At 64.0% G+C, this 21,121-nt stretch carries 18 protein-coding genes; 12 read left to right on the forward strand and 6 right to left on the reverse strand.

What is annotated here, in order from left to right; all coding sequences use genetic code 11:
• The first annotated feature begins 449 nt into the window (after positions 1 to 449).
• From JG743_RS01195 to JG743_RS01220, 6 genes are all read left to right on the forward strand, one after another.
• Positions 450 to 602: a lasso peptide gene (locus JG743_RS01195; RefSeq protein WP_126056859.1), complete on the forward strand. Its 153-nt coding sequence runs from the start codon at positions 450 to 452 to the stop codon at positions 600 to 602.
• A gap of 225 nt (positions 603 to 827) precedes the next feature.
• The gene (locus JG743_RS01200) at positions 828 to 1,127 is read left to right on the forward strand and encodes a PqqD family protein (protein WP_202297319.1); all 300 of its coding nucleotides are present in this window, start codon (positions 828 to 830) and stop codon (positions 1,125 to 1,127) included.
• Positions 1,111 to 1,527 (forward strand): lasso peptide biosynthesis B2 protein, encoded by a 417-nt coding sequence (locus tag JG743_RS01205; RefSeq protein ID WP_202297336.1) that lies wholly within the window; start codon positions 1,111 to 1,113, stop codon positions 1,525 to 1,527. The genes JG743_RS01200 and JG743_RS01205 overlap by 17 nt, the downstream gene beginning before the upstream one ends.
• Before the next feature lie 3 nt (positions 1,528 to 1,530).
• A complete protein-coding gene (locus JG743_RS01210) occupies positions 1,531 to 3,447 on the forward strand; it encodes a lasso peptide isopeptide bond-forming cyclase (RefSeq protein WP_202297338.1) in 1,917 nt (638 codons plus the stop codon).
• Positions 3,444 to 4,433 (forward strand): serine kinase, encoded by a 990-nt coding sequence (locus JG743_RS01215; RefSeq protein WP_202297340.1) that lies wholly within the window; start codon positions 3,444 to 3,446, stop codon positions 4,431 to 4,433. Before JG743_RS01210 ends, JG743_RS01215 begins: the two co-directional genes overlap by 4 nt.
• Before the next feature lie 8 nt (positions 4,434 to 4,441).
• Entirely contained in the window at positions 4,442 to 6,292 is a 1,851-nt protein-coding gene (locus JG743_RS01220; RefSeq protein ID WP_202297342.1) for an ABC transporter ATP-binding protein, read from the forward strand.
• 36 nt (positions 6,293 to 6,328) lie between these two features.
• Here JG743_RS01220 and JG743_RS01225 read toward each other — a convergent pair whose 3' ends face one another.
• Positions 6,329 to 6,601 carry an exopolysaccharide production repressor exox gene (locus JG743_RS01225; RefSeq protein WP_202297344.1) on the reverse strand — a complete coding sequence of 91 codons (273 nt, stop codon included), beginning with the start codon at positions 6,599 to 6,601 and terminating at the stop codon, positions 6,329 to 6,331.
• Between the two features lie 607 nt (positions 6,602 to 7,208).
• Here JG743_RS01225 and JG743_RS01230 point away from each other — a divergent pair.
• The 3 genes from JG743_RS01230 to JG743_RS01240 all read left to right on the forward strand — a co-directional run bounded on the left by JG743_RS01230 (position 7,209) and on the right by JG743_RS01240 (position 10,496).
• Entirely contained in the window at positions 7,209 to 7,886 is a 678-nt protein-coding gene (locus JG743_RS01230; RefSeq protein ID WP_202297346.1) for a sugar transferase, read from the forward strand.
• A 172-nt stretch (positions 7,887 to 8,058) separates the two neighbouring features.
• Positions 8,059 to 9,279 carry a polysaccharide biosynthesis/export family protein gene (locus tag JG743_RS01235; RefSeq protein WP_202302367.1) on the forward strand — a complete coding sequence of 407 codons (1,221 nt, stop codon included), beginning with the start codon at positions 8,059 to 8,061 and terminating at the stop codon, positions 9,277 to 9,279.
• Positions 9,280 to 9,404: 125 nt separating this feature from the next.
• Positions 9,405 to 10,496, forward strand: coding sequence for an acyltransferase family protein (locus JG743_RS01240; RefSeq protein ID WP_202297348.1), 1,092 nt, complete (start codon positions 9,405 to 9,407; stop codon positions 10,494 to 10,496).
• Positions 10,497 to 10,520: 24 nt separating this feature from the next.
• Here JG743_RS01240 and JG743_RS01245 read toward each other — a convergent pair whose 3' ends face one another.
• The 5 genes from JG743_RS01245 to JG743_RS01265 form a co-directional block, all read right to left on the reverse strand.
• Positions 10,521 to 11,789: an O-antigen ligase family protein gene (locus JG743_RS01245; protein WP_202297350.1), complete on the reverse strand. Its 1,269-nt coding sequence runs from the start codon at positions 11,787 to 11,789 to the stop codon at positions 10,521 to 10,523.
• A 261-nt stretch (positions 11,790 to 12,050) separates the two neighbouring features.
• On the reverse strand, positions 12,051 to 12,878 hold the full coding sequence (locus JG743_RS01250; RefSeq protein WP_202297352.1) for an SDR family NAD(P)-dependent oxidoreductase: 828 nt from the start codon (positions 12,876 to 12,878) through the stop codon (positions 12,051 to 12,053).
• Positions 12,879 to 12,927: 49 nt separating this feature from the next.
• A complete protein-coding gene (locus JG743_RS01255) occupies positions 12,928 to 13,434 on the reverse strand; it encodes an acetone carboxylase subunit gamma (protein WP_202297354.1) in 507 nt (168 codons plus the stop codon).
• Positions 13,431 to 15,635 carry a hydantoinase B/oxoprolinase family protein gene (locus JG743_RS01260; protein WP_202297356.1) on the reverse strand — a complete coding sequence of 735 codons (2,205 nt, stop codon included), beginning with the start codon at positions 15,633 to 15,635 and terminating at the stop codon, positions 13,431 to 13,433. The genes JG743_RS01255 and JG743_RS01260 overlap by 4 nt, the downstream gene beginning before the upstream one ends.
• 14 nt (positions 15,636 to 15,649) lie before the next feature.
• Entirely contained in the window at positions 15,650 to 17,791 is a 2,142-nt protein-coding gene (locus JG743_RS01265; protein ID WP_202297358.1) for a hydantoinase/oxoprolinase family protein, read from the reverse strand.
• Positions 17,792 to 17,901: 110 nt separating this feature from the next.
• On the opposite strand from JG743_RS01265, the gene JG743_RS01270 reads away from it, so the two are divergent.
• The 3 genes from JG743_RS01270 to JG743_RS01275 all read left to right on the forward strand — a co-directional run bounded on the left by JG743_RS01270 (position 17,902) and on the right by JG743_RS01275 (position 21,052).
• Positions 17,902 to 18,681, forward strand: coding sequence for a helix-turn-helix transcriptional regulator (locus JG743_RS01270; protein ID WP_202297360.1), 780 nt, complete (start codon positions 17,902 to 17,904; stop codon positions 18,679 to 18,681).
• 89 nt (positions 18,682 to 18,770) lie between these two features.
• Entirely contained in the window at positions 18,771 to 19,700 is a 930-nt protein-coding gene (locus JG743_RS34080; RefSeq protein ID WP_244673036.1) for a TIR domain-containing protein, read from the forward strand.
• A gap of 191 nt (positions 19,701 to 19,891) precedes the next feature.
• Complete coding sequence (locus JG743_RS01275; protein ID WP_244673037.1) at positions 19,892 to 21,052, forward strand: glycosyltransferase family 4 protein; 1,161 nt, start codon at positions 19,892 to 19,894, stop codon at positions 21,050 to 21,052.
• Positions 21,053 to 21,121: the final 69 nt, after the last annotated feature.

A 21,121-nucleotide genomic window follows, 5' to 3' on the forward strand; every position in this document is an offset into this window, starting at 1 on the left:
TGCGAAGGAAAGCATCGCCAAAATCGCCGCAGGCGTCCAGCCTTTCCTTCATCGCGGCGGAGTCCTGCAACCCCAGCGTTTACATAGGCGGCAAATGAGCAAGCCATCCGGCGACCCAGTTCGAGCCGAGGGACGGCACGAATTCGGGCGCATCGGGCACTGAATTTTTCATGCCTAGAATGCGGGCATTTGAGTCAAAATATTTATCATAATCAAATCAGTTGCTTAAATAGACGTCACGGACGCGTCGTTGAAATCCGTCTGGAGGCATGGCTAGGATGCGCGTGCAAAAGGTTTGATCACCAACCAAGGCAGGCGCAACCAAGAATTGATTAATGGTTGGTAAATCAGGCTTGACTCATTTAGGGTGCCATGCAGCTATTGCGTTGCAGCATAGTAATGTGCTGCCGGCACTCGACAGGCCGTTTCCAGTCCTATCGGAGAGTAAAATGGAACAGAATGTTGAAAAGCAAGAGTACGAGACGCCGAGCCTGACGGTTCACGGTTCGATCGAAACGATCACGCAAGGCGGCTCGGGCACGACGGCGCTCGACGCGGCATTCCCTGCGCACACGCCTTTCGACCAGCTTACGTTCTCTTGAGCTTGATTGTGTTCCGGGGCGCAAAGTTGGGGCTCCGAATACGTCTTCTCGGGAAGCCGGGGGACCCAATCCCCCGGCTTTCTGCCTGAGGCCGCGATCAGCCTGGCGAACGGCATGGGTGCTGGGCTTCTGTTCAACAACGACCTATCGGGGTGACTTCGGCCGACGCTGATCGATCCCTTCCTGGAACTGACGAAGCGTAGCGTTTTGTAACGGGGTTTTAGGATGACATGGGATCCGGCGGATCAGGACCGCGTAACCGCCACCAGCGACGCCGTGGCTTGCGAATTCGGCAACGGGCTGGCGCTGCTCAATCTGCAATCCAACATCTATTACAGCCTGAACAGTGTCGGCGCCTATATCTGGGAACTGATCCAGGAGCCGCGCCCGGTGGCCGACATCCGCGCCGCGGTGCTCACGCGCTACGACGTCGATCCGGCGCGCTGCAGGGCCGACGTCGATGGACTGTTGAAAGGCCTGGCCGAGGCAGGGCTTGCGAGGCTCCACCATGAGGAACTTGTCTAGGCTCCTCTCACTCAGCGGTGCGGAGATGCTCTTCCTGGCGCGCTGCGTTGTGGTGGTCGCCGCCGTGCGGCTGGGGCTGACGCTGTTTTCCTTCAACCGTGTTCGCCGCCTGGTGACCCGGCTCGACGCGCGCGAGGTGGCCAGCGTCGCCGATCTGAGACGTGTCGCCTGGGGCGTCGCGGCCGCTGCCCGGCTTGTCCCCTATGCCAGTTGCCTGACCCAGGCGCTGTCGGGCCAATACCTTCTCGCCCGCGGGGGCAAGGCCTCGAACATCCGCATTGGCATCGAGCAGAATACGGGCGCCGAGCTGAAAGCGCATGCCTGGCTGATGAGCGGCAGCCACATTGTCCTTGGCGGCTCGCTTGCCGGGTTCGCCCATCTCGTCGACCACGGTCAGTAAACGATGAGCGGCATCGCCGGAATCCTGGCCAGACGGGACGGCAAGCCCGCCACCGCCGCCGACATCCAGCAGATGCTCGCGCGCATGCGGCATCGCGCCCGCGACGGCGCCTCGTGGTGGTCGGACACGGCGATAACCCTCGGCCATGCCTGGCTGAACACGACCGACGAAGCCGGGCCGGGTCCGCTGACGATGGCCGGCGGCAAGCTGGCGATCACCGCCGACTGCCGGCTGGATAACCGCGACGAATTGCTGGCAAGGCTCGGAATCCGGGACAGGTCGGTCGCCGACGGCGTGCTTGTGATGCGCGCCTATCTCGCCTGGGGCGAAACCTGCCCCACCCATCTGCAAGGCGACTTCGCGTTCGCCATCTGGGATAGCGAAAGACAGGCGCTGTTTTGCGCCCGCGACCATTTCGGCGTCAAACCCTTCTACTATTACGCGAGCGACCGGCGTTTCGCCTTCGCCTCTGAGATCGGACCGATCCTTGGCCTCGACGGCGACGGCGCGCGTATCAGCGAGCACCAGATTTCCGGCTTCCTTGCTGGGCTGCCGGATGATCCGCAGTCCACCGCCTACACCGACATCTTCCGCTTGCCCGCCCGCCACAGCCTGACGGTGACGGAGAACCAGGTGGTGCTGCGCCGCTACTGGCAGATCGAGCCGTCGCGACGGCCGCTCCGGTCGGATGCGGCGGAGGAATTCGGGCATTTGTTTTCGCAATCCGTCCGCAATCGTATGCGCGGAACCGACGCGGTCGGCGCGATGCTGAGCGGCGGCCTCGATTCCTCCTCGATCGCCTGCGTGGCCGGGCTCGAGAGAGCCGCGGAGCGCAAGCCAGGACTGCCGACCTTCTCACTGATCTTCGAGAAAGGCTCCTCGATGGACGAGAAGCCGTTCATCGACGCCGTGCTTGAAAAGCCCAACCTCGACGGCACGCTGATCAGCGTCGGCAACTATGCGCCCTTCGCCGAGTTCGAGCGCATCCTTGAAGAGCAGGAAGAAACGTTCCTGGCGCCCGGCCTGTCGCTGACCCGCAGCATCTACCGGACCGCCGGCGCGAAGGGCACGAAGGTGCTGCTCGACGGCCATGGCGGCGACGAGGTGGTATCGCAGGGCCACGGCCATCTGCACGAGCTGGCCGATGCCGGCAGATGGATGGAGCTATGGCGGGAACTGCGCGGCGCCTCCAACACCTATGGCGACGGCATGCTCGGCATGTACTTCAAATTCCTGACCGTCTATGGGCCGGCCTGGCGGATCGCGAAACTGAGAGGGATAGCCAATCGCGTCCTCGGCAGGCTGAGGCGCGGGTCCGCGCCAGTGCCGCGCGGCTGGGGCGGTCTGGTCAATCCGGCGCTTGCCCGACGCACCGATCTTGCCGAGCGGTTCCATAGGAGCGGCTACATGCCGTCCAGCGTCAGCGCCAGCGAGGCGCTGACGCATCGCTGGATCCTGTCGACGGGGCTGGTGCCGCACGCCTTCGAGGTGCTCGACAAGTCAGCGGCCAATTTCGGCGTCGAGCCACGCTATCCGTTCTGGGACAAGCCGCTGGTCGAGTTCTGCCTGGCGCTGCCGGGCGAGGAGAAGCTGAGCAGAGGCTTTGGCCGCTACGTGCTGCGCCGCGCCATGGACGGCATCCTGCCGCCCGAAGTGCAGTGGCGGCGCGACAAGATCGATTTCACGTCCAACCTGGTGAAGGGCATGGTCGGCAACCATCGCGACCTGCTGCACAAGGTGCTGGTCTCGGACGCCGAGTTGATTGCGCCCTATGTCAACCTGCCGGAGGTGGCCGCCGCCTATGCCCGGATCCTGCGGCGGCCAGACGAGGCCGCGCCGCTCGACGTGCAGTATGTCTGGCGCTCGACCTCGCTGTCGCTCTGGTTGCGCCAGGTGAAACTCAGCGGGAGCCATGCATGATATCGCCCAACGGTTCGCTCGCGCCGGCTCTCTGGCAGGACACGGCTGAACCGGCCGGAGAGCGCGGCAGGGAACGCCGCTTCTACCGGGCCTATGGGCTGACGATCAGTTCGGAGGTGGCCTTGCCCGAGCTGGAGGCAACGGCGCCGGCAGCGGCCGACGTGGTGATCGCGGTCGGCCCCATCGACTATGCAAAACCCCGGCTCGAGGCCGGAACCGCCTTCCGCTTCGAACCGGCACGGCAATATCTCGCCTGGGAGGCGGTCGGCGCCTTCCTGATCAGCGATGCCCGCCGCATCGACATCGAGCCCGCGCCCGGCATCGACGACCAGCTGATCGCCTTTCCGCTGCTGGGGCCGGTCATGGCGTTGCTCCTGCACCAGCGCGGCCTGCTCGTGCTGCATGCCAGCGCGATCGCCGTCGGCGGCAGGAGCGCGATCTTCATGGGCGACAAGGGCGCCGGCAAGTCGACGACGGCCAGCGCGATGATCAGCGCCGGGCACCGGTTGCAAACCGACGATGTCGTGGCGGTGGACCTGTCCAGGCCGAACGAACCGGTGATCATTCCGGGCTTTCCGCAGCTGAAGCTCGCAGCCGATGCCGCCGCCGCCATCCCGATCCGGCAAGCGGAAATCCGCCCGCAGGCGCATCCGGCGATCGACAAGGCGCAGCATCGCCTGCATGGCGGATTTGCCCGCGACGCGGTTGCGGCGACACGGGTCTACATCCTGCAGCGCGGCGACAAAGCGGCGATCTCGCCCCTGACAGGACCCGACGCCCTGTCGGCGCTCATCAAATTCTCCTACGTGACGCGCTTCGGCCGCGCCGCGCTGGTCGGCGATTTCGCCGCCACGCATCTGCGCCAGTGCGCGGGGTTCGCCAACCGGGCCGGCGTCCATCGCCTCGAAGTGCCGACCGGGCTGGACCGGATCGGCGAGGCCGTCGCGCTGATCGAACGGGATCTGGCCGGCAGCGGGCAGGAGTGAGACGGGCCATGGCCGCGATCCTTCGCCTGTCGCTGTTTCGGGATATTGCCGGCTTCGGCGCCGTCATGGCCCGGATCGGCGGACGGCGGACATGGATCGCGCTCATCTTCCTTATCCTAGGAAGCCTGACCGAGGGCATCTCGATCCTGCTGCTCATCCCGCTGCTGCATCTTATCGGCAGGTCCGACAAGGATTTCGCGATCAGGCTGCCCGACAACCCTGTCCTGCACTGGCTGGTGCCCGGCGGAACGCTCGGGCTGGCGACGGTGCTTTGCCTGCTCGTCGGCCTCGTCGCGCTGCAGGCAGGCTTCAACCGCTTCAAGTCCGTCTACATGGCGCGGCTGCTCTATGATTTCGTCAACCGCCTGCGCATGGATTTGTTCGAGAGCATCGGCAGAGCGCGCTGGGGCATTTTCGCGCGCACGCGCAGTTCAGATCTCGACCATGCACTGACCGGCGACATCGACCGCGTACAGGCCGCCGCCTTCTCGCTGCTGATGCTGGCGCAGACCATCGTGCTTCTGGCCGGCTATCTCGTGGTGTCGTTGTTCATCTCGCCGGTCATGACTTCGTTCGCCATCGTCATCGGCGTGCTGATGTTCGCGGCACTGCGGCCCTTCCGCTCGCGCGCGACGGCCTATGGCCGGGTGCTCACCGCCAATCGCCAGGACCAGTACCGCACCGTCTCGGAGTTCCTCGGCGGCATCAAGGTGGCGAAGAGCCTGAATGTCGAGGCGAGCTATTTCGCGCAGCTGCGGACGACGCTCGAGAAAATGAAAGCCGACAACATCAACTATGTGCGCAACAGCACGATCGGCACGGCTCTGTTCCAGGTGGCGAGCGTCATCGGCCTCAGCCTGTTCATCTACATCGCGCTCACCCGGTTCCATCTCTCGCTGGCCGAGATCGTCGTGCTGCTCCTGGTCTTCATGCGGATCGCGCCGCGCTTCATGGACATGCAGACGCAGGCGCAGCAGCTGCTGATCAACCTGCCCGCCTACGCCTCGATGCAAGACCTGCAGAGGCGCTTCGACGCCGAGCGCGAGCCGGCGGGCAGCCAGGGCGTGCAGGTCGGGAGGTTGACCCTCGATATCGGGCTCAACATACGCGATGTCTCGCTTGCCTATGGCGGCCTTGCCGATGGCGCGGAGGGCAGGCCCGTCGTCAGCGGCATCACCTTCGGCCTTCCCGCCGGCAAGGTCACCGCCCTTATCGGCCCTTCGGGATCCGGCAAGAGCACGATCGCCGACATGCTGCTTGGCCTACTCGAACCGACACAAGGCAATATCCTCGCCGACGGTGTCGAGATCGGACCGGAAAACCGCAGGCTTTGGCGCGACCAGGTGGCCTATGTGCCGCAGGATGTGTTCCTGCTGCATGATTCGATCGCGGCGAACCTCAGACTTGCGGCGCCGGAAGCCAGCGATGGCGAGCTCTGGGCGGCATTGCGCGCGGCGCACGCAGCCGATTTCGTCAAGGGGCTGGAGAAGCGGCTGGACACGGTGGTCGGCGATCGCGGCATCCGGCTCTCCGGCGGCGAACGCCAGCGAATCGCGCTGGCGCGAGCGCTGCTGCGCAAGCCATCGCTGCTCATCCTCGACGAAGCGACCAGCGCGCTCGACTGGCAGAACCAGTCGCTGATCGCCAAGTCCATCGACGGGCTGCGCGGCACGATGACGATCCTGACCATCGCGCACCGGCCGTCGATGATCGCCTTCGCCGACTGGGTGGTGGCCATCGAAAACGGCCGCATCGTCGAGGTCGGGCAGTATCAGCGGCTGAAGGCGAAATCCGGCAGCCGGCTGTCCAGGATGCTGTCGGGCGAGCAGGCGGAACACGATATCGCCGACGCCAGTTGAGGGCGCCTCGATTCGTTGTTTCAGCAGGATGCCGCGTCAGCGGATGCTGCGCCGGGCGCTGAACTTCTCGCCCTCGGCCGCCTTCGGCGCACCAAGGTTCCTTTCGGCCTCGCGGAGCCTGTCGGCCGGGGTCGGCGCGCTCCTGGCGACTATGAGATAGACGAGCAGAAAATAACCCGCCTGGATGATGGCGGCGCAAGCGACGGCGCGCAGCACGATCGTGCCGGACGAGGCGCCATCGAAATAGGACCACGAGATCACGATCGCGAGGGCGAACAGCATCCCGACGATGAATTTTGGCAGTGACATGTCCGCCGATCCATCAACCGACGCGAGCATGCAAAAGTGACGGCTTACCCACCCGAGTATCTCCCCATGCGCCACGCGAGCTTATCCGGCTGCTCGCTTTCGACCGGTTGCTTCCGGCCTTCCCAACCTATCCAAACTCTAACAGGAACAGTTTGCGACTCTATTAAGGCGGGGAACCGCCAGCAAGGCCAAACGCAAATAATTTTGAGTGGGTTTTCGGGTTCGACTCTGCCATGCTGCGTCGCACACGCAGGCTGCACAGCCGATTGCGAAAAGCGGATTTTGCTGCAGTAGAATCTACAATATTAATTAGTATTTTACTCTAATAACTTAGCTGAGATAGTGATTCGGAGGCACGTTAAGGGCATTCACTCTCTGGCAAAGAACGATACGCCCAAAATCGGCCTCAAAAAGGCACTACATTTCCTAGTGTTGCTCATAGATTGTCACAAACGTGCCACAAAGGTGATTTTTTGAGCAGCGCGCGTTTATTATTTAGTCAAATCATGACGTGACTATTTCACTGCGATGGGAAATTGTGTGTTGCGCTGCAGCATTTTTTTGATATCTTGCCGTAAACCATTCGTTCAACGTATGGAGTTGCGGTATGAGGGATATTGCCAAGTCGGCCGATGCGGGTTTTCCGCAGGCCGGCATCGATTTTCCGCCACCGATCGGCGGTCTGCTTAAGCGTGGTTTCGATATCATCGGCTCACTGGCTGGCTTGATGCTTCTGGCCCCGCTGTTCGTGATGGTCGCGCTGCTGGTCAAGCTGTCCGATGGCGGGCCGATCTTTTATGGCCACAAGCGCATCGGCCGCGGCGGCCGGATCTTCCCGTGCCTCAAGTTCCGCACCATGGTCCAGGACGGCGAGCGGGTGCTGGCCGCGCATCTTGCCGCCAATCCGGATGCGAATGCAGAGTGGGTCGCGACGCGCAAGCTGAAGAACGACCCGCGCGTCACGCGCGTCGGCCAGGTGCTACGCAAGCTCAGCCTCGACGAGCTGCCGCAGATCATCAACATCCTGCAGGGCGACATGAGCCTGGTCGGGCCGCGCCCGGTCGTGCGCGACGAGCTGGAGATCTATGGCAGCGCCGCGGTCTATTATCTGAAGTCGCGTCCGGGCCTCACCGGGCTGTGGCAGGTCAGCGGCCGCAATGACGTGTCCTATGACAGCCGCGTCGCTTTCGATCGCCACTATGTCGAGAACTGGTCGCTGTTCGAGGACATTCGCATCATCTTCAAGACAGTGCCTGCGGTATGGATGTCGCGCGGCAGCTACTGAGCCGCCGGCCCAGCCGCGCCAGGGGCGCGGCTCTCTTCGATTGGGACGCCGTTTCGCATTGGAGCGGGCGTCCGGCAGCAAGCACATCGGGCGATGGGGCAAGCGGATCGGAAACGTTCAGTTGAAAACAAACATCTTCAGCATCCTTCGCGACAACGGTCTGTCGCTTCCCATGGTCCCGGCGCGGTTCACCGTCGCCGGCCTCGCGCTTTTGCTGGCCGTGCCAGCCATGGCCGGCGACTATCAGCTTGGGCCGCAGGACAAGCTCAACATCCGCATCGCCGAATGGCAGACGGTCGAGGGCACGTTCCGCGACTGGTCGGCCATCAATGGCGAATATTCGGTCGGCCCGGCCGGAACCCTGTCGGTGCCGTTCGCGGGAGAATTGCCCGCCGCCGGCAAGACCACCGCCGAGATCGCCGCGGCGATCAGCGAGACGCTGCAGCGTAAGCTGGCGCTTTCGGACAGGCCGGAAGCTTCGGTGGAAATGGTGCAGTTCCGGCCGTTCTACATTTCCGGCGAAGTGCAGAGCCCCGGGCAATTCCCCTATGTGCCGGAACTGACCGTGCTGAAGGCGGTCAGCGTTGCCGGCGGCATTCGGCGCAGCGCCGAAAATGGCCCGCAGCAGGACCGCGACCTGATCACCGCCAAGGGCAATTACGACATCTACGACGACCAGCGGCTTCGCCTCGTCGTAAGGCGCGCCCGCATCGACGCCGAGCTCGCCGACAAGACGACATTCGAGGCGCCGAAGGAAGTGGCCGACGATCCGAAGGTGGCGACGATCGTCGCCGACGAGATGGCGGTGCTGACGTCCGACCAGAAGAAGCTCAAGCTGAAGCTGCAGGCGCTCGACGACCTGAAAAGCCTGCTGCAGAACGAGATCGAGTCGCTGCAGAAGAAGATCGTCAACCAGCAGCGCCAGGTCGACCTCGCCAAGGAGCAGCTCGACAGCGTCGGAGCGCTGGCGCAGAAGGGCCTGGTCGTGCAGACGCGGGTGCTGAATTCGGAACAGACCATCGCCGACCTGCAGGGCCAGATCCTGGATTACGAGACGGCGATCCTCACCGCCAAGCAGTCGATCAGCAAGGCAACGCAGGACGCCACCGACGCCGAAAACACGCTGAGATCGAGCCTCGCTTCCGACCGGCAGCAAGTCGAAACCGACCTGAAGGAGGCAGAACTCAGGGTGGGCATGCAAAAGGGCCTGATGACCGTGGCCTCGGATCCTGCCACGCAGGCGGCCATGACCAACAGCGATCAACCTGCCCTGCTTTACGCGCTGGTTCGGGTGGTCAACGGCAAGACGACCGAGGTCGCGGCGACCGAGGATACGCCAGTGCTGCCCGGAGACGTGATCAAGGTGAAGCTGGCGCCGATGGCCAGCCAGTAGGCGATCGGCATGTATGGCGCGGGTGGACGCCGGCAAGAATTGAGAAGGCAGCGTCGAGTGCCGCCCGGTGGGGCGCAGGAGAGCCGCTGAGAAGTCGCGCAGCGATCCGCTGATGAAGGCCACGAATGCAGCCGGCAACCCGTCACGTCTACCTCAATCTCGACGCGTTGCGCGGCGTGGCGGCGATCAGCGTCATGCTCTACCATTTCTCGCCGTTCATCGCCGACGGCAAGGTGCTGCCGTCGAGCTATCTCGCGGTCGACCTGTTCTTCCTGCTCAGCGGCTTCGTCATCGCGCACGCCTATGACCGCAAGATCGAGAGCGGGATGGGGTTCGGGACCTTCCTGCTGGTCCGGCTGATACGGCTCTATCCGCTCTATCTCGCCGGCACACTGCTCGGCGCCTTCTACCTGCTGATCAAGAACAGGCTGATGCCCGGCGAATACATGCCGATGTCCGACATCGCGCTGATGCTGACGACGGGCATGCTGTTCATCCCGCTGGTCGGCAACGCCTATCACACGATCTTCCCGCTCAATCCCGCTTCCTGGTCGCTGTTCTTCGAGCTGCTGGTCAACATCGCCTATGTGCTCCTGTTCTTCGTCCTGTCGAAGCGGGTGCTCTCGGTGCTGATCACCGGCAGCCTAGCCTTGCTTGTTCTTGCCGCGGTGCTCTCCGGCACGCTCGATTTCGGCATGACCGGCCAGACCATCGCGAGCGGTTTGCCGCGCGTCACCTTCTCGTTCTTTCTCGGCGTGTTGCTCTGCCGGTCCATGGCGCAGGTCCAGGGGAATCTCGGCTTCCTGCGGCGCGGCTACTGGGTCGAGATCGCGCTTGTGCTGACGCTGGTCATCTTCGCCATCGCGCCATCAGGCGGCGGCGCGCGCGCCGCCTATGATCTGATCTGCGTGGTGCTTTTGTTCCCGGTCATGGTGACGGTCGGGGCGGTGGCGCCCAACGCGCCGCGCCTGTCGAAGCTCTACAGCTGGCTCGGGCGGATCTCCTACCCGATCTACATCATCCACACGCCGATGCTGATGATCATCGCGGGGGCGGGCAAGGCCGTCTCGATCGATCCGTTCGCCAACCACCCCTGGTTCGGCATCGCCATGGCGGGCGCGGTGGTCGTCATCGCCGATATCGCGACGCGCATCTATGACGAACCGGTGCGGCGCTTCCTGCAGCGGCTGACGCAGCGCTCGCGCGCCATCGCCTGAGTTTTTCCCAACGAGAGCACGCGCTCAGCCGCTTGCGGGCTTCGCTTCCTGGATCGCGACGCGCGCGCGCTGCGGGCGGACCGTCGCGGGAGCCGGGCGCAGCTTGAACAGCCCGTAATAGACGACGAACGAGGCGGTAAAATACGGGCCGAGGATCTCGACCTCGAAGAAGGAGCGGAGCAGCATGAGCCCCACCGCGCCGGCCAGGACGACCGAATCGGCGCGCCAGTCGCGGAAGACCACCGACGAGACATGTCCGTAGAAGGACCGCAGGATGACCATGGCGATCAGCGTCACGCCGACGAAGCCGAGCTCGACCAGCGTCTCGATATAGGTGTTGTGGAAATGGAAGCCGGTGCGGGTGGTGATGTAGAACTCGGCCCACAACCGCTCGGCCTCGGCGAAGCCCTGCACCCAGTAGGCGGCGTAACCATAGCCGAGGATCGGGAATTGCTGCGCGGCCTCCCAGCCCTGCTCCCACAGATACGTGCGTCCGGTGAGCGTCGAATCCTTGCCGAAGATGCCGAGCACGAAATCGAGCAGGCCAAGATTGAGCGCGGCCATGACCGCCCCCAGAAGCGCGCAGGCGCCGACCGTGAACAGCACCCGCCGGTAGCGGCGCGACAGCACCTTGCTCATGCCGAGCAGCATGACGACACCCAGCGCCGCCGGCAGCGACGCCACCGAGGTGGCGGAGTGGGCGATCGCAAGCATATAGAGCGACAGCAGGCCGATCGGCGCCGTCCAGACCAGGCTTTGCCAGCCGCGACGGTAGAAGATGGCAAAGACGAAGCAGAAATAAAGGCCGAGCGAGGCGAAGAAGCCGACCTGATTCTTGGAACCGAAGGCGCCGACGAAATTGGTGGTGCCGTCGATTGTGTCGAGCGCATAGCCGCCGACGCGCAGCGAATAAAGCAGCACGATGAAGATGCCGATCAGCGAGCCGACCACCAGCGTGCGCACGCTGACCGTGCGCGCGGCGACGTAGGCGCACACTATGTGCGAGAAGTACTGCAGCGCCGCGCGTGCCGTGGTGCCGGGCGCATGCGACCAGAACACTGAGAAGCAGATATAGGCAGCGAACAGCAGCGGCAGCCAGGCATCGGAGAGATGCCGCAGGAACCGCCGGTAGTCGACCAGGATCAGGGGCAGCCAGACCGCATAATAGGCGAGGATGAGGATCTTGCCGAAATTGGTGGAATAGGCGAAGGCGAAGATCGAGATGGCAATGGCGAAGGTGCCGTAGACGGCATTCCTGTCCGGATCGATCAACAAGGATTTTGGAATCTTCATATCCCTACCGGATTTCTCTTTCGCTGAGCCCTCGGGAGCGGGCTGTCAAAGGCCGGTCTGAAGCCCCGGGACGTTCCCCGATCCGGGCTTCCATTGTGCAGTGCAATATAACTTACCGCCCTATCGCCCGGCACTCAACGGCAAATGTTGTCGCGGGCTAACAACGGCCCGCAGGCCATGTTGCACAGGCGCATGGCGCGAATACGGCGACGCGGCGCGTGGTTCAGCCGGGCAGGAGAAGAGGGCGACGATGTCTGGTAGCTACCACAGGGCGCCGCCGGTGACCTGGATGTTCTCCATGGTGATGCCCCTGGCCGCGTCCGAGCACAGGAACACCGCAAGCGCGGCAATCTCCTCCGGCTGCAGCATGCGGCCCTGAGGATTGCCCTTCCTGAGCTCGTCCATCGCCTCCTCGACGCTGCGGCCCTTGCCTTCCCGCGCCACCACTTGAGCGACGTTGCGGCGCATCAGCTCGGTCTCGACCCAGGTCGGGCTGATCATGACACAGGTGACGCCGTGCGGGGCGCCTTCCAGCGCCACGCAGCGGGTGAGGCCGAGCAGGCCGGCCTTGGAAGCGCAGTAGGCCGGATTGTCCTTCCAGCCGACGGTGGCGGCGGTGGAGCCGATGTTGACGATGCGGCCCCAGCCGCGCTCGATCATCGCTGGCAGCACGGCACGCGCGGTGCGGAAGGCGCCGGTGAGATTGGTGTCGACGATCTTGTCCCAAAGTTCGTCGGAATGACCGCAGACCGGCTGCTCGGCGGTGGTGCCGGCGGCATTGACGAGGATGTCGATCGGTCCGAGCGCCGCTTGCGCCTCCGCAACGAAATGGTTGGTGAAATCGCTGTCGCGCACGTCGAGGTGCGCGGCGTGGACTCGCGTGCCATGCGCTGCCAACGCCGACCGGACACGCTCGATCTCGTCAGCGCCTGGATAGTAGGCGGCGTCGCTGCTGGCCGAATCTGGAGCGGCCACGTAGGAGCCGACGGCGACGTTGGCCCCGGCCTGGGCAAGCGCGGTGGCGATGGCGAACCCCATGCCGGAGAAGCCGCCGGTGACGATCGCGTTGCGGCCGGACAAATTGGTCATCGAGCACCTCCGGTATCAGGTGGCTGCATAACCTCCCCGCCCATCGCCATCAACCTCGCTTGCTTGACGGTTCCAGCGGCTTGCCCAGCCAGTCGCGGTAGAAGCCCTCGAGGTCCGGCTCGAAGTCGTGCACGATCGGATAGCCGGGCGCGGCCGCTTCGACCTCGTGGAGGGTGCCGCATTGCGGGCAGATGAATTCGCGGATCTCCATCCAGTCCGGGTCCGGCAAGTCGCTGTTGGGGTAGATCTCACGCAGCGATTCCTCTGTGTTGCGCACGATGATCGCGGCCTTCAGCTTCCAGTTCTGGCGGTAGTCGCCGAAGGAACGGCCGCACTCGCATTTCGTCACCCGCTCGTCGCCGCTCTGGCAGATGAAGAGGTGATCGCCGACGGGGAGCAGGATCGGGTCGCTCCAGCCGACGCGGTCCTGCAGCACGGCGACATATTTGAAGAAGCGGTCGTCGTCCTTGTAGGCGCTCATGATGCGGCGCGTCTGCGGCCAGGGCAGCGTGCCGGCAACCAGATCGGCGATGACTTCCTTGCTGTATGAGGTCATTGCTTTGCTCCCGGGATGAAGATGGATTTGGCGTCGACGTTCCAGAAGTCACTGAAATCCTTGGTGAAGCGCGACGACAGCTTGATGGCGCTGGCATACATCTTCTTCACTTCAGGGGCGAAATCGGCCTTTTCGACACGGCCGCGTTCGCTGGCGATCCACTCCGAAACCGGCCTTGCCTTGGCCAGCCGATTGGTGCGCATCTCGGCGCGATGGCGTTTGGTGGCCTCGATGTTGGCGACGGGATAACCCTCCTCATCCTCGTCGAGGATGATGCCGAAGATTCCTGTTGCCGCTTCCTTGGTGAGATAACCGTTCTCAACATCCATGGCCGTCTTGAGCGGATCACGCTCCAGCACGTCGCCATAGCCGCCGCCACCATTGTAGGAATGCGTGAAGACGTCGCCGGTCTTGTGCGGGGCGGTGATGTAGGGGCCTTCCATCGTCACATGCTCGCCCTGCAGCCGAAGTTCGAGCTCCGAGCGATGCGGATTGGTGCCGGTGTGATGCGCCAGCGGCGCGCCTTTTTCGGCAAGTTCGAAGATGTTTGAGTCGCGCACTGCGCGGTGCTTCTGGCAGGTCGGCGCCGGATAGCCACCGCACAGGCCGCCATTGTCGAAGACGCGCGAGGAATGCTCCGACGTCACCAGCCTGAGATGGTCCGTCTTGCTGACCAGCCAGGTCGACAGGAAGGAGCAGCCGCCGCGATATTTCCCGGCGCCACCGGAGTTGGGAACGATCGAGCGGCCGATATAGAGCATCGGCATGTTCTGTTCCCAGATCTCGATGTTGCCCATGTCGGATTCCGGGTTCCAGCCGACATAGGCGGTGTCGAGCCCGTCCTTGATGGCGAGCGCGCCGGAGCCGGCGGCGGCGCATTCGAAATGCGCCATGCCGAACAGCGTGCCGTACTGGCTGGTGCCGCCCATCTCGATCATCGGGCTGTTGACCTGCCCGACGAAAGCCTCCTCGACGAACCCGCGGGCGATGAAGGAGCGCGAGAGCAGCCGCTGGAAAACTCCGTAAGCGGGGAGCAGCAGCGCCCAGGAGGTGGCGGTCGCTACCATCTCATTGTCGGGGTTGGTCCAGGTGCCGTGCGGCAACTTCAGCTCCGTTGCCATCCAGGCGCCGTCATTGACCAGGCCCTCGAAATTCATGTGCTGGGTCAGCGTCACGAACATGCCGCCATCCATGCCGGCCGGCGTGCAGTTCATCGAATGATAGCCCCAGGGCTGCGTGCCCTCGAAGTCCATCTTGATCTTGCCGTCGGTGGTGATCTCCATCTCGATCGGAATGTTGTAGAACCAGTCGGGATCGCCGAGCGGCTGGTAGCCGGGCTTGCCCTTGGTGACGTGGCCGTAGAAGGTGTGGCCGCGATAGATGCCGGGGACGGTGAGCTGCCGCGTGCGGGCGAGCTGCGCGCGGCGGCCCTCCTCGATGAACTCCTTCGACACCTGCATCCAGTAGTCGAGGCCGATCTCGTCGATCAGCGCCTTGACGCTTTCGCGCATGTCGATGCAGGAGGCGACCTTGGCCTTCTCGTCCAACACCCAGTAGATCGGCATGCGCAGATTGCGCTCGCAGCGGATGACGTAGTCACGGCGAATCTCGTCGTTCGCGCCAACCTTTTCGGCGCAGACGAAGAGACCCTCGGTGAAGCGCTCCTGCGCCAGCGCCACATCGCCGCCGGGCGTGATGCCGCCGGCTTCAAGCTCGTGGCAGACGGCGCCGGCCCAGCCGACCAGTTTGCCGGAGTGGAAGATCGGCACCACGTCCATCACGTCCGGCACCTGCACGGTACCGATGAAGGCATCGTTGTTGGCGAAGATGTCGCCATCGCGGATACAAGGATTTTCCTCGTAGCCGTTGCGGATCATCCATTTGATGAAGCGGCTCATCGTGTGCACATGCACCATGATGCCGTTGGAAAGCGCAATGGCGTCGCCTTCCGGCGTGTAGATGGCGACGACCATCTCGCCGACCTCGCGCACGCCTGGCGAGGCGGAGATCCGCCGCGCCATCTCGCGCGCCGAGACGCAATAGGCGCGCAGCTTGGTGTGCAGCGTTTCGAACTTCAGCGGGTCCTGGTTGCGCAGCTTGAGCTCGGTGATGCCGTCGTAGCAGCCGGTCTCGTCCATCAGCCTTTCGGATTCGATCAGCCGCTCGCGGAGGCGGAGCGCGGAGGCGGGTTTGTCCAGCATGGCGTTCGCCCTTCTCAAGCGTGGGTGTAGTGGAGCAGCGTCCATTCGTCGACGAAGACGCGGTCCTGCGGATGGACGACGAGCGTCGTCGCCGGGTGTTCGATGATGGCCGGGCCGATCACCTCGTGGCCGGGCTGCAGCAAGTCCATCTCGTAGAGATCGGCCCTGTGCCAGCGGCCGCCGATATAGGCCTCTCGGACGCCCTTGTGGGCGGACGCCGGATCGGGCTTGCCGACTGGGCGCTTGATGAGCATCGGCTTCACCTTGTCGGCGGTGGCGATCAGACCGAGCTCGGTGATCGAGAAGCCGGCCTCGCCGTAGCGCGAGACGCGGTGGTTGACCTTGGCGTAGACCGCCTCGAATTCGGCGATGATCTTGCGCATGTCGTCGGCGGAGTGGATAGCCGACAACGGCGCCATCACCTCTACGTCCTCCAGCTGGCCGGTGTAGCGCATCATCAGGAACGGCACGGTCCTGATCTTTTCGCGCGCATGGCCGTCCTCGATCATTTCGTCGACCGCAGCCTTGGTCAGGTCGTTCCAGACGGCCGTGATCTTGGCGCCGAAGGCTTGCAATTCGTCATCGCCGGCGCGTGCGCCGATGTCGTGCTGCGTCGACACCGAATGCCGGCGCATGAAATCGGCGGTGGTGCAGCCGAAGGCCGAGAAGGCGGCAGCGAACTGGAAGGTGATGATGTCCTTGAAGCCGATGCCGCGTGAGCAGCCGGCCAGATGCAGCGGCCCCGAGCCGCCGTAGGACAGCAGCGTGAATTCCGAGGGATGGATTCCTTGTCCGGAGATGACGCGGCGTAGCGCATTGTTGGCGTCGGCCTCGAGCATCTCGATCATGCCTTCGGCGGCCTCCTCGACACCGACGCCGAGCACGCGGGCGCACTTCTCCTCGAAGGCTTTTCGCGCCTTCTCGACCTGAAGTACGACCTTGCCGCCGAGGAAGTAATGCGGATTCAGCCGGCCGAGGATGGCGTCGCAATCGGCGATCGTTGGTTCCGTGCCGCCCTTGGCGAAGCAGATCGGGCCGGGATCGGAGCCGGCACTTTCCGGCCCGAGCGAGACCTTGCGGGTCAACGGATCGACTTTCAGGATCATGCCGGCACCGGCGCCGATCGTATCGAGATGCAGCGTAGGCACATTGAGCTTGAAGCGGTCCATCAGCGGCTCGTTCTCGATCCGGGTCTGGCCGCGGGTGATGACGCCCATGTCGAAGGAGGTTCCGCCCATGTCGGAACAGATCAGCGAGTCGTTGCCGATCAGCTTGCCGACATAGGCGGCACCCAGGATGCCGCCGATCGGCCCTGAGATCATCGTCTCGTGCAGGCGCGGATGGTTGATCGAGGTCAGCCCGCCGAAGGACAGAAGCGTCTGCACGCCATATTTGAAGCCGTATTTCTTCGAGACGTCCTCGATGCCCTTCAGCTGCTTGCGGCCGCGCGAGGTGGCGTAGGCCTCTATCAGCACCGAGTTCAGGCGCGACTGCTCGCGGATGACCGGGCGAACGTCGTGGCTGGTGTAGACGAGGATGTCGGCGCCGGCTTTCGCGATCTCCTCGCGGCAGATTTCGGCGATGCGCTTCTCATGCGCCGGATTGACGTGCGAGAAGACGGTCATGACGCAGATCGCCTCGACCTTGTCGGCGATCAGCTTCTTTGCCGCGGCATGCACCTCGTGCTCGTAGAGCGGCAGGATGACGTCGCCGAACTGATCGATGCGCTCCGTCACGCCATGCGTGCGGCGGCGCGGCACCAGCGGATCGGGATGATGATGGGTGACCGCATGCAGGCGGTCGGCATAGGAGTAGTCTGCCCAGGCCTGCAGGCCGCGGCCCATCAGGATCATATCCTCGAGGCCCTTGGTGGTGATCAGCCCGAGCTTGCGGCCGGTGCGCGACAGGAGCGTGTTGAGCATACCGGTGCCGGAATAGAGCACGACGTTGACGCCCGAAAACAGGTCATGCAGCGAGATGCCCCAAGCGTCCGCCGCGTCCTCGGCCGAGGCGAGGAAGCCCTCGGCCTCGTTCTTCGGCGTGGTCGCCGACTTGCCGATCTTGAAGTGACCGTCCTGATCGACAAGGATCGTGTCGGTCATGGTGCCGCCGGCGTCGATGCCGATGACGATGGGATTGGTAGTGATCTGGTCCACGGGTCGCTTTCCCTTGCCGAGAGTGACCGCAGGCTAGATTCACAAGGCCGGATCGCGCCATATGCCTAAAGACACAATGACCTCGCGTCGCGTTTCGCCGAGAAAAGGGCATGGGCATGGGCACTATCTGGGCGCCGCTGGCCAAGGCGATAGCCGCCACCGGCACCGACCGGCATGTCGACTGCCTGATCGACCTGATCGGCGCGGACATCGCGCACGACCTTGTCACGGTGACCCGCTACTCGGCGACAAAGACACCCGAATTCGTCAAGCACCGGCGCTTCTCGGACGAGATGGTGCGGCGCTATCTCGCCAGCTACTACGTGTTCGACCCCTTCTATGCCTCGTGGCGGCAGGAACGCCGGCTGGGCATCCTGCCGCTGAAGCATTTCGCCGACGACAAGGCCAAGCGCGGCCAGTACATAGCCGGCTTCCTGGCGCAGTCGGAGATATGCGACGAGGTGGGCATCATGCTCGCCGACGGCGGCGACTGGTGCCTGGGCATCTTCCTCGACCGCTCGACATCTTCCTTCAAGGACAGCGAGATCGCGCTGCTTTGCGAGCGGCTGATGGTGTTCGAGGCGCTGCATGCGCTCGACATCAAGGCGCGCGGGACCGAGTTCTCGCGCACGTCGGTGCCGACAGGCCCTGGCGCCTCTCCCAGGCAAAAGCCGACCGTTCCGGACAGCCTGTGGCCGGAACTGTCCGCGCGTGAAAGAGAGCTGGTCCAGCTTATCCTGGCCGGCCATCCGACCGCCAACATTGCCAAGCGGCTTGGCATCACCGTCGGCACGGTAAAGAACCATCGACGCCGGATCTATGAAAAGCTCGACATCACCACCGAGCGGGAACTGTTCCTGCAGTTCTTCCAGCATCGAACGGAGCCGTAACAGCCGGCATGTCATCGACGCCAGCTGCCGTTGCAATGCGGAAGGTCATCCGCATACGCTAAGGTGAGTCGCTTTGCTGGAGGAAATGGATGGCCAAACCGCGAATCTTCCTGGGGTCGTCCGGAAAGCAGAAGAAGCTGTTGCAGGCGCTGACGCGCGGTCTCGAGGAGATTGCCCATGTCGAGCCGTGGACAACTGTTTTCAATCCCGGGACGACCACGTTGGGGCGCCTGCTCGAGCTCACGCGCGAGGTCGACTTCGCCGCTTTCGTGTTCGCCCAGGACGACTGGACGAGCGCCAGCCAGCCGGAATCGAGCGCCACCGTTCCAGTCCAGGCTTCGCCGCGCGACAATGTCGTCTTCGAGGCCGGCCTGTTCGGCGGTGTGCTCGGAATGCGCCGGACATTCATCCTGCACGCCAATGGCGCCAAGCTTCCCAGCGACCTGCTCGGCCTGACGTCGGTGCGCTACGGCGAGGCAACGACCGCTGCCGAGACGCGGGCGATCAACCAAAAATTGCGCAACGCCATCGAGAATGAGGGGCGTGTCGCCCGAATAGAGGGGTTTTGGTGGCAGTTTTCCCTCTCGGAGCGCACGGCGAGGGAGCCTTCCGCCGTCAGCCTGCTCAGAATCTCGCGGGACCGCAACGGCGCGCTGGAGCTGACCGGGCGCTCATGGCAGGAGAATGGCAACCTCTCGGCCAGATACTGGAGCGAGGCGTCGAAGGAGAAAGGAGAGTCTTCCGGCATCTTCTACTATTGGAACGGCGAGCGGCCCCTGGACGCAAACGCGCCGCAGCTCTACGGGACAGGCGAGATAAAGCTGGAATCCGCCGATCGCGCGTCCGGATACTTCACGACACGTTCGGATACGAACTCGGACGTAAATGCACGTACGTCCGGCGTCTATCTGCGCGCCGATCCGGAGGACGTGACCATCCTGGACGGGAACGACAATCAGCGTCGCGTGGCGTTGATCGCGGAACGGCTGAGCCATTGGCAGTCGATCAAGAACCTCTGACGCCAGTGCGCGGCGGCCTTCCCCCGACTGCCTTGCAGCGTTTCCGGCGGCTGATGCGCGCCGTTCGCCCCCACAAGATTCTGGGCGGGGACCGGAAGGCATGGCTGTACCGCGCCCGCATCCGCATCGGGCAGCTGGTTCTGCCAAGGGCTCCGGCCACGCCACTGCCGGCTCCCGGCAAGCATCGGACCTTGATTATCTGCCACGACCCCGCCTTTCCACCGACGTCGGGCGCCGATCTGCGGAATTTCGGCAATGCCACGGCGGCTGCTGAACTCGGGCTTGTCCGCCTCATCTCGATCTGTCCGCGGACCGACGACGCGCAGCCGCTCAACAGCAATATCGGTGTGGCCGCCCTGACCAATGCTGGCGAAATGCGCGGCCCGTGGCTGGGCTGGCGGCGGGCCAAGGGCGAGAGCCGGATTCCACGCCGGGCGCTCGCCCGCCTCAAGACGCTCGCCCGCGAGTTCCGCCCGGACACGATCGTCGTCGAGGGCATTGCGCTGTTCAGGTTGCTTCGGCCTTTGCGGCCGCTGACCGGGCAGCTGATCCTCGACATGCACAATGTCGAATCGAATCTCGCCGGACAGCTGGACCGGGCCAACGGCGCCCCGGTCACCGCGCCTGATCTCAAACGCCTCGAACGAGAAGCCGCGCGGATCGTCGACAGGATCTGGGTCTGCTCGCGCCTCGACCGCGACAGGCTGGAGCCATTGTCTTCCGGCACGGTGCCGATCGACATCGTCGCAAACGGCATTCCACGTGCCGAGGCCATTGCAAGGGCATTGCCGGCGCAGCCCGCATTTGCAGACGGCTTTCCGGTCATCCTGTTCGTCGGCCATCTCGGATACCAGCCAAACATCGAGGCCGCCGAACGGCTGGTCCGCAACATCCTGCCGCTTATCCGGCAGGCGCTGCCGCAGGTGAAGGTTGTCCTTGCAGGACGCTCGCCCATGCCGGCCGTGCGGGCGCTGGCCGGGCTGGAAGGCGTTTCGCTCATCGAGGATCCGGATGACACAAGGCCGTTGTTGGCCAAGGCTCACCTTTGCCTCGTTCCGCTTTCATCCGGCGGCGGCACCCGCATCAAGATCCTCGAGGCGATGGCCTTCGGCGTTCCCGTGCTGGCGACGCGGCTGGCGGCCGAGGGTCTGGACCTGGTCGAGGGTGAAGAGGTGCTGCTGTCCGACGAGGACGAAAGGCTGGCAGAGAAGACCATCGCGCTGTGCATGGACCCGCCCCGCATGGCCAGGCAGCGCACCCAAGCTCATGCAGCTGTCTGGTCACGGTTCGGGCCGCAAGCCATTGGCGATGCGGTTCGCCACGGGCTTCGGCTCGACGGCGAGCGCAAATGACGGCTGCCCATATTTTCTTGTTCAACGATGACGGGCAGGCAGATGCTCCCAAGTTCAAGGCCATCAGCC

The sequence above is a fragment of the Mesorhizobium sp. 131-2-1 genome, from assembly GCF_016756535.1.
Lineage (GTDB): Bacteria > Pseudomonadota > Alphaproteobacteria > Rhizobiales > Rhizobiaceae > Mesorhizobium.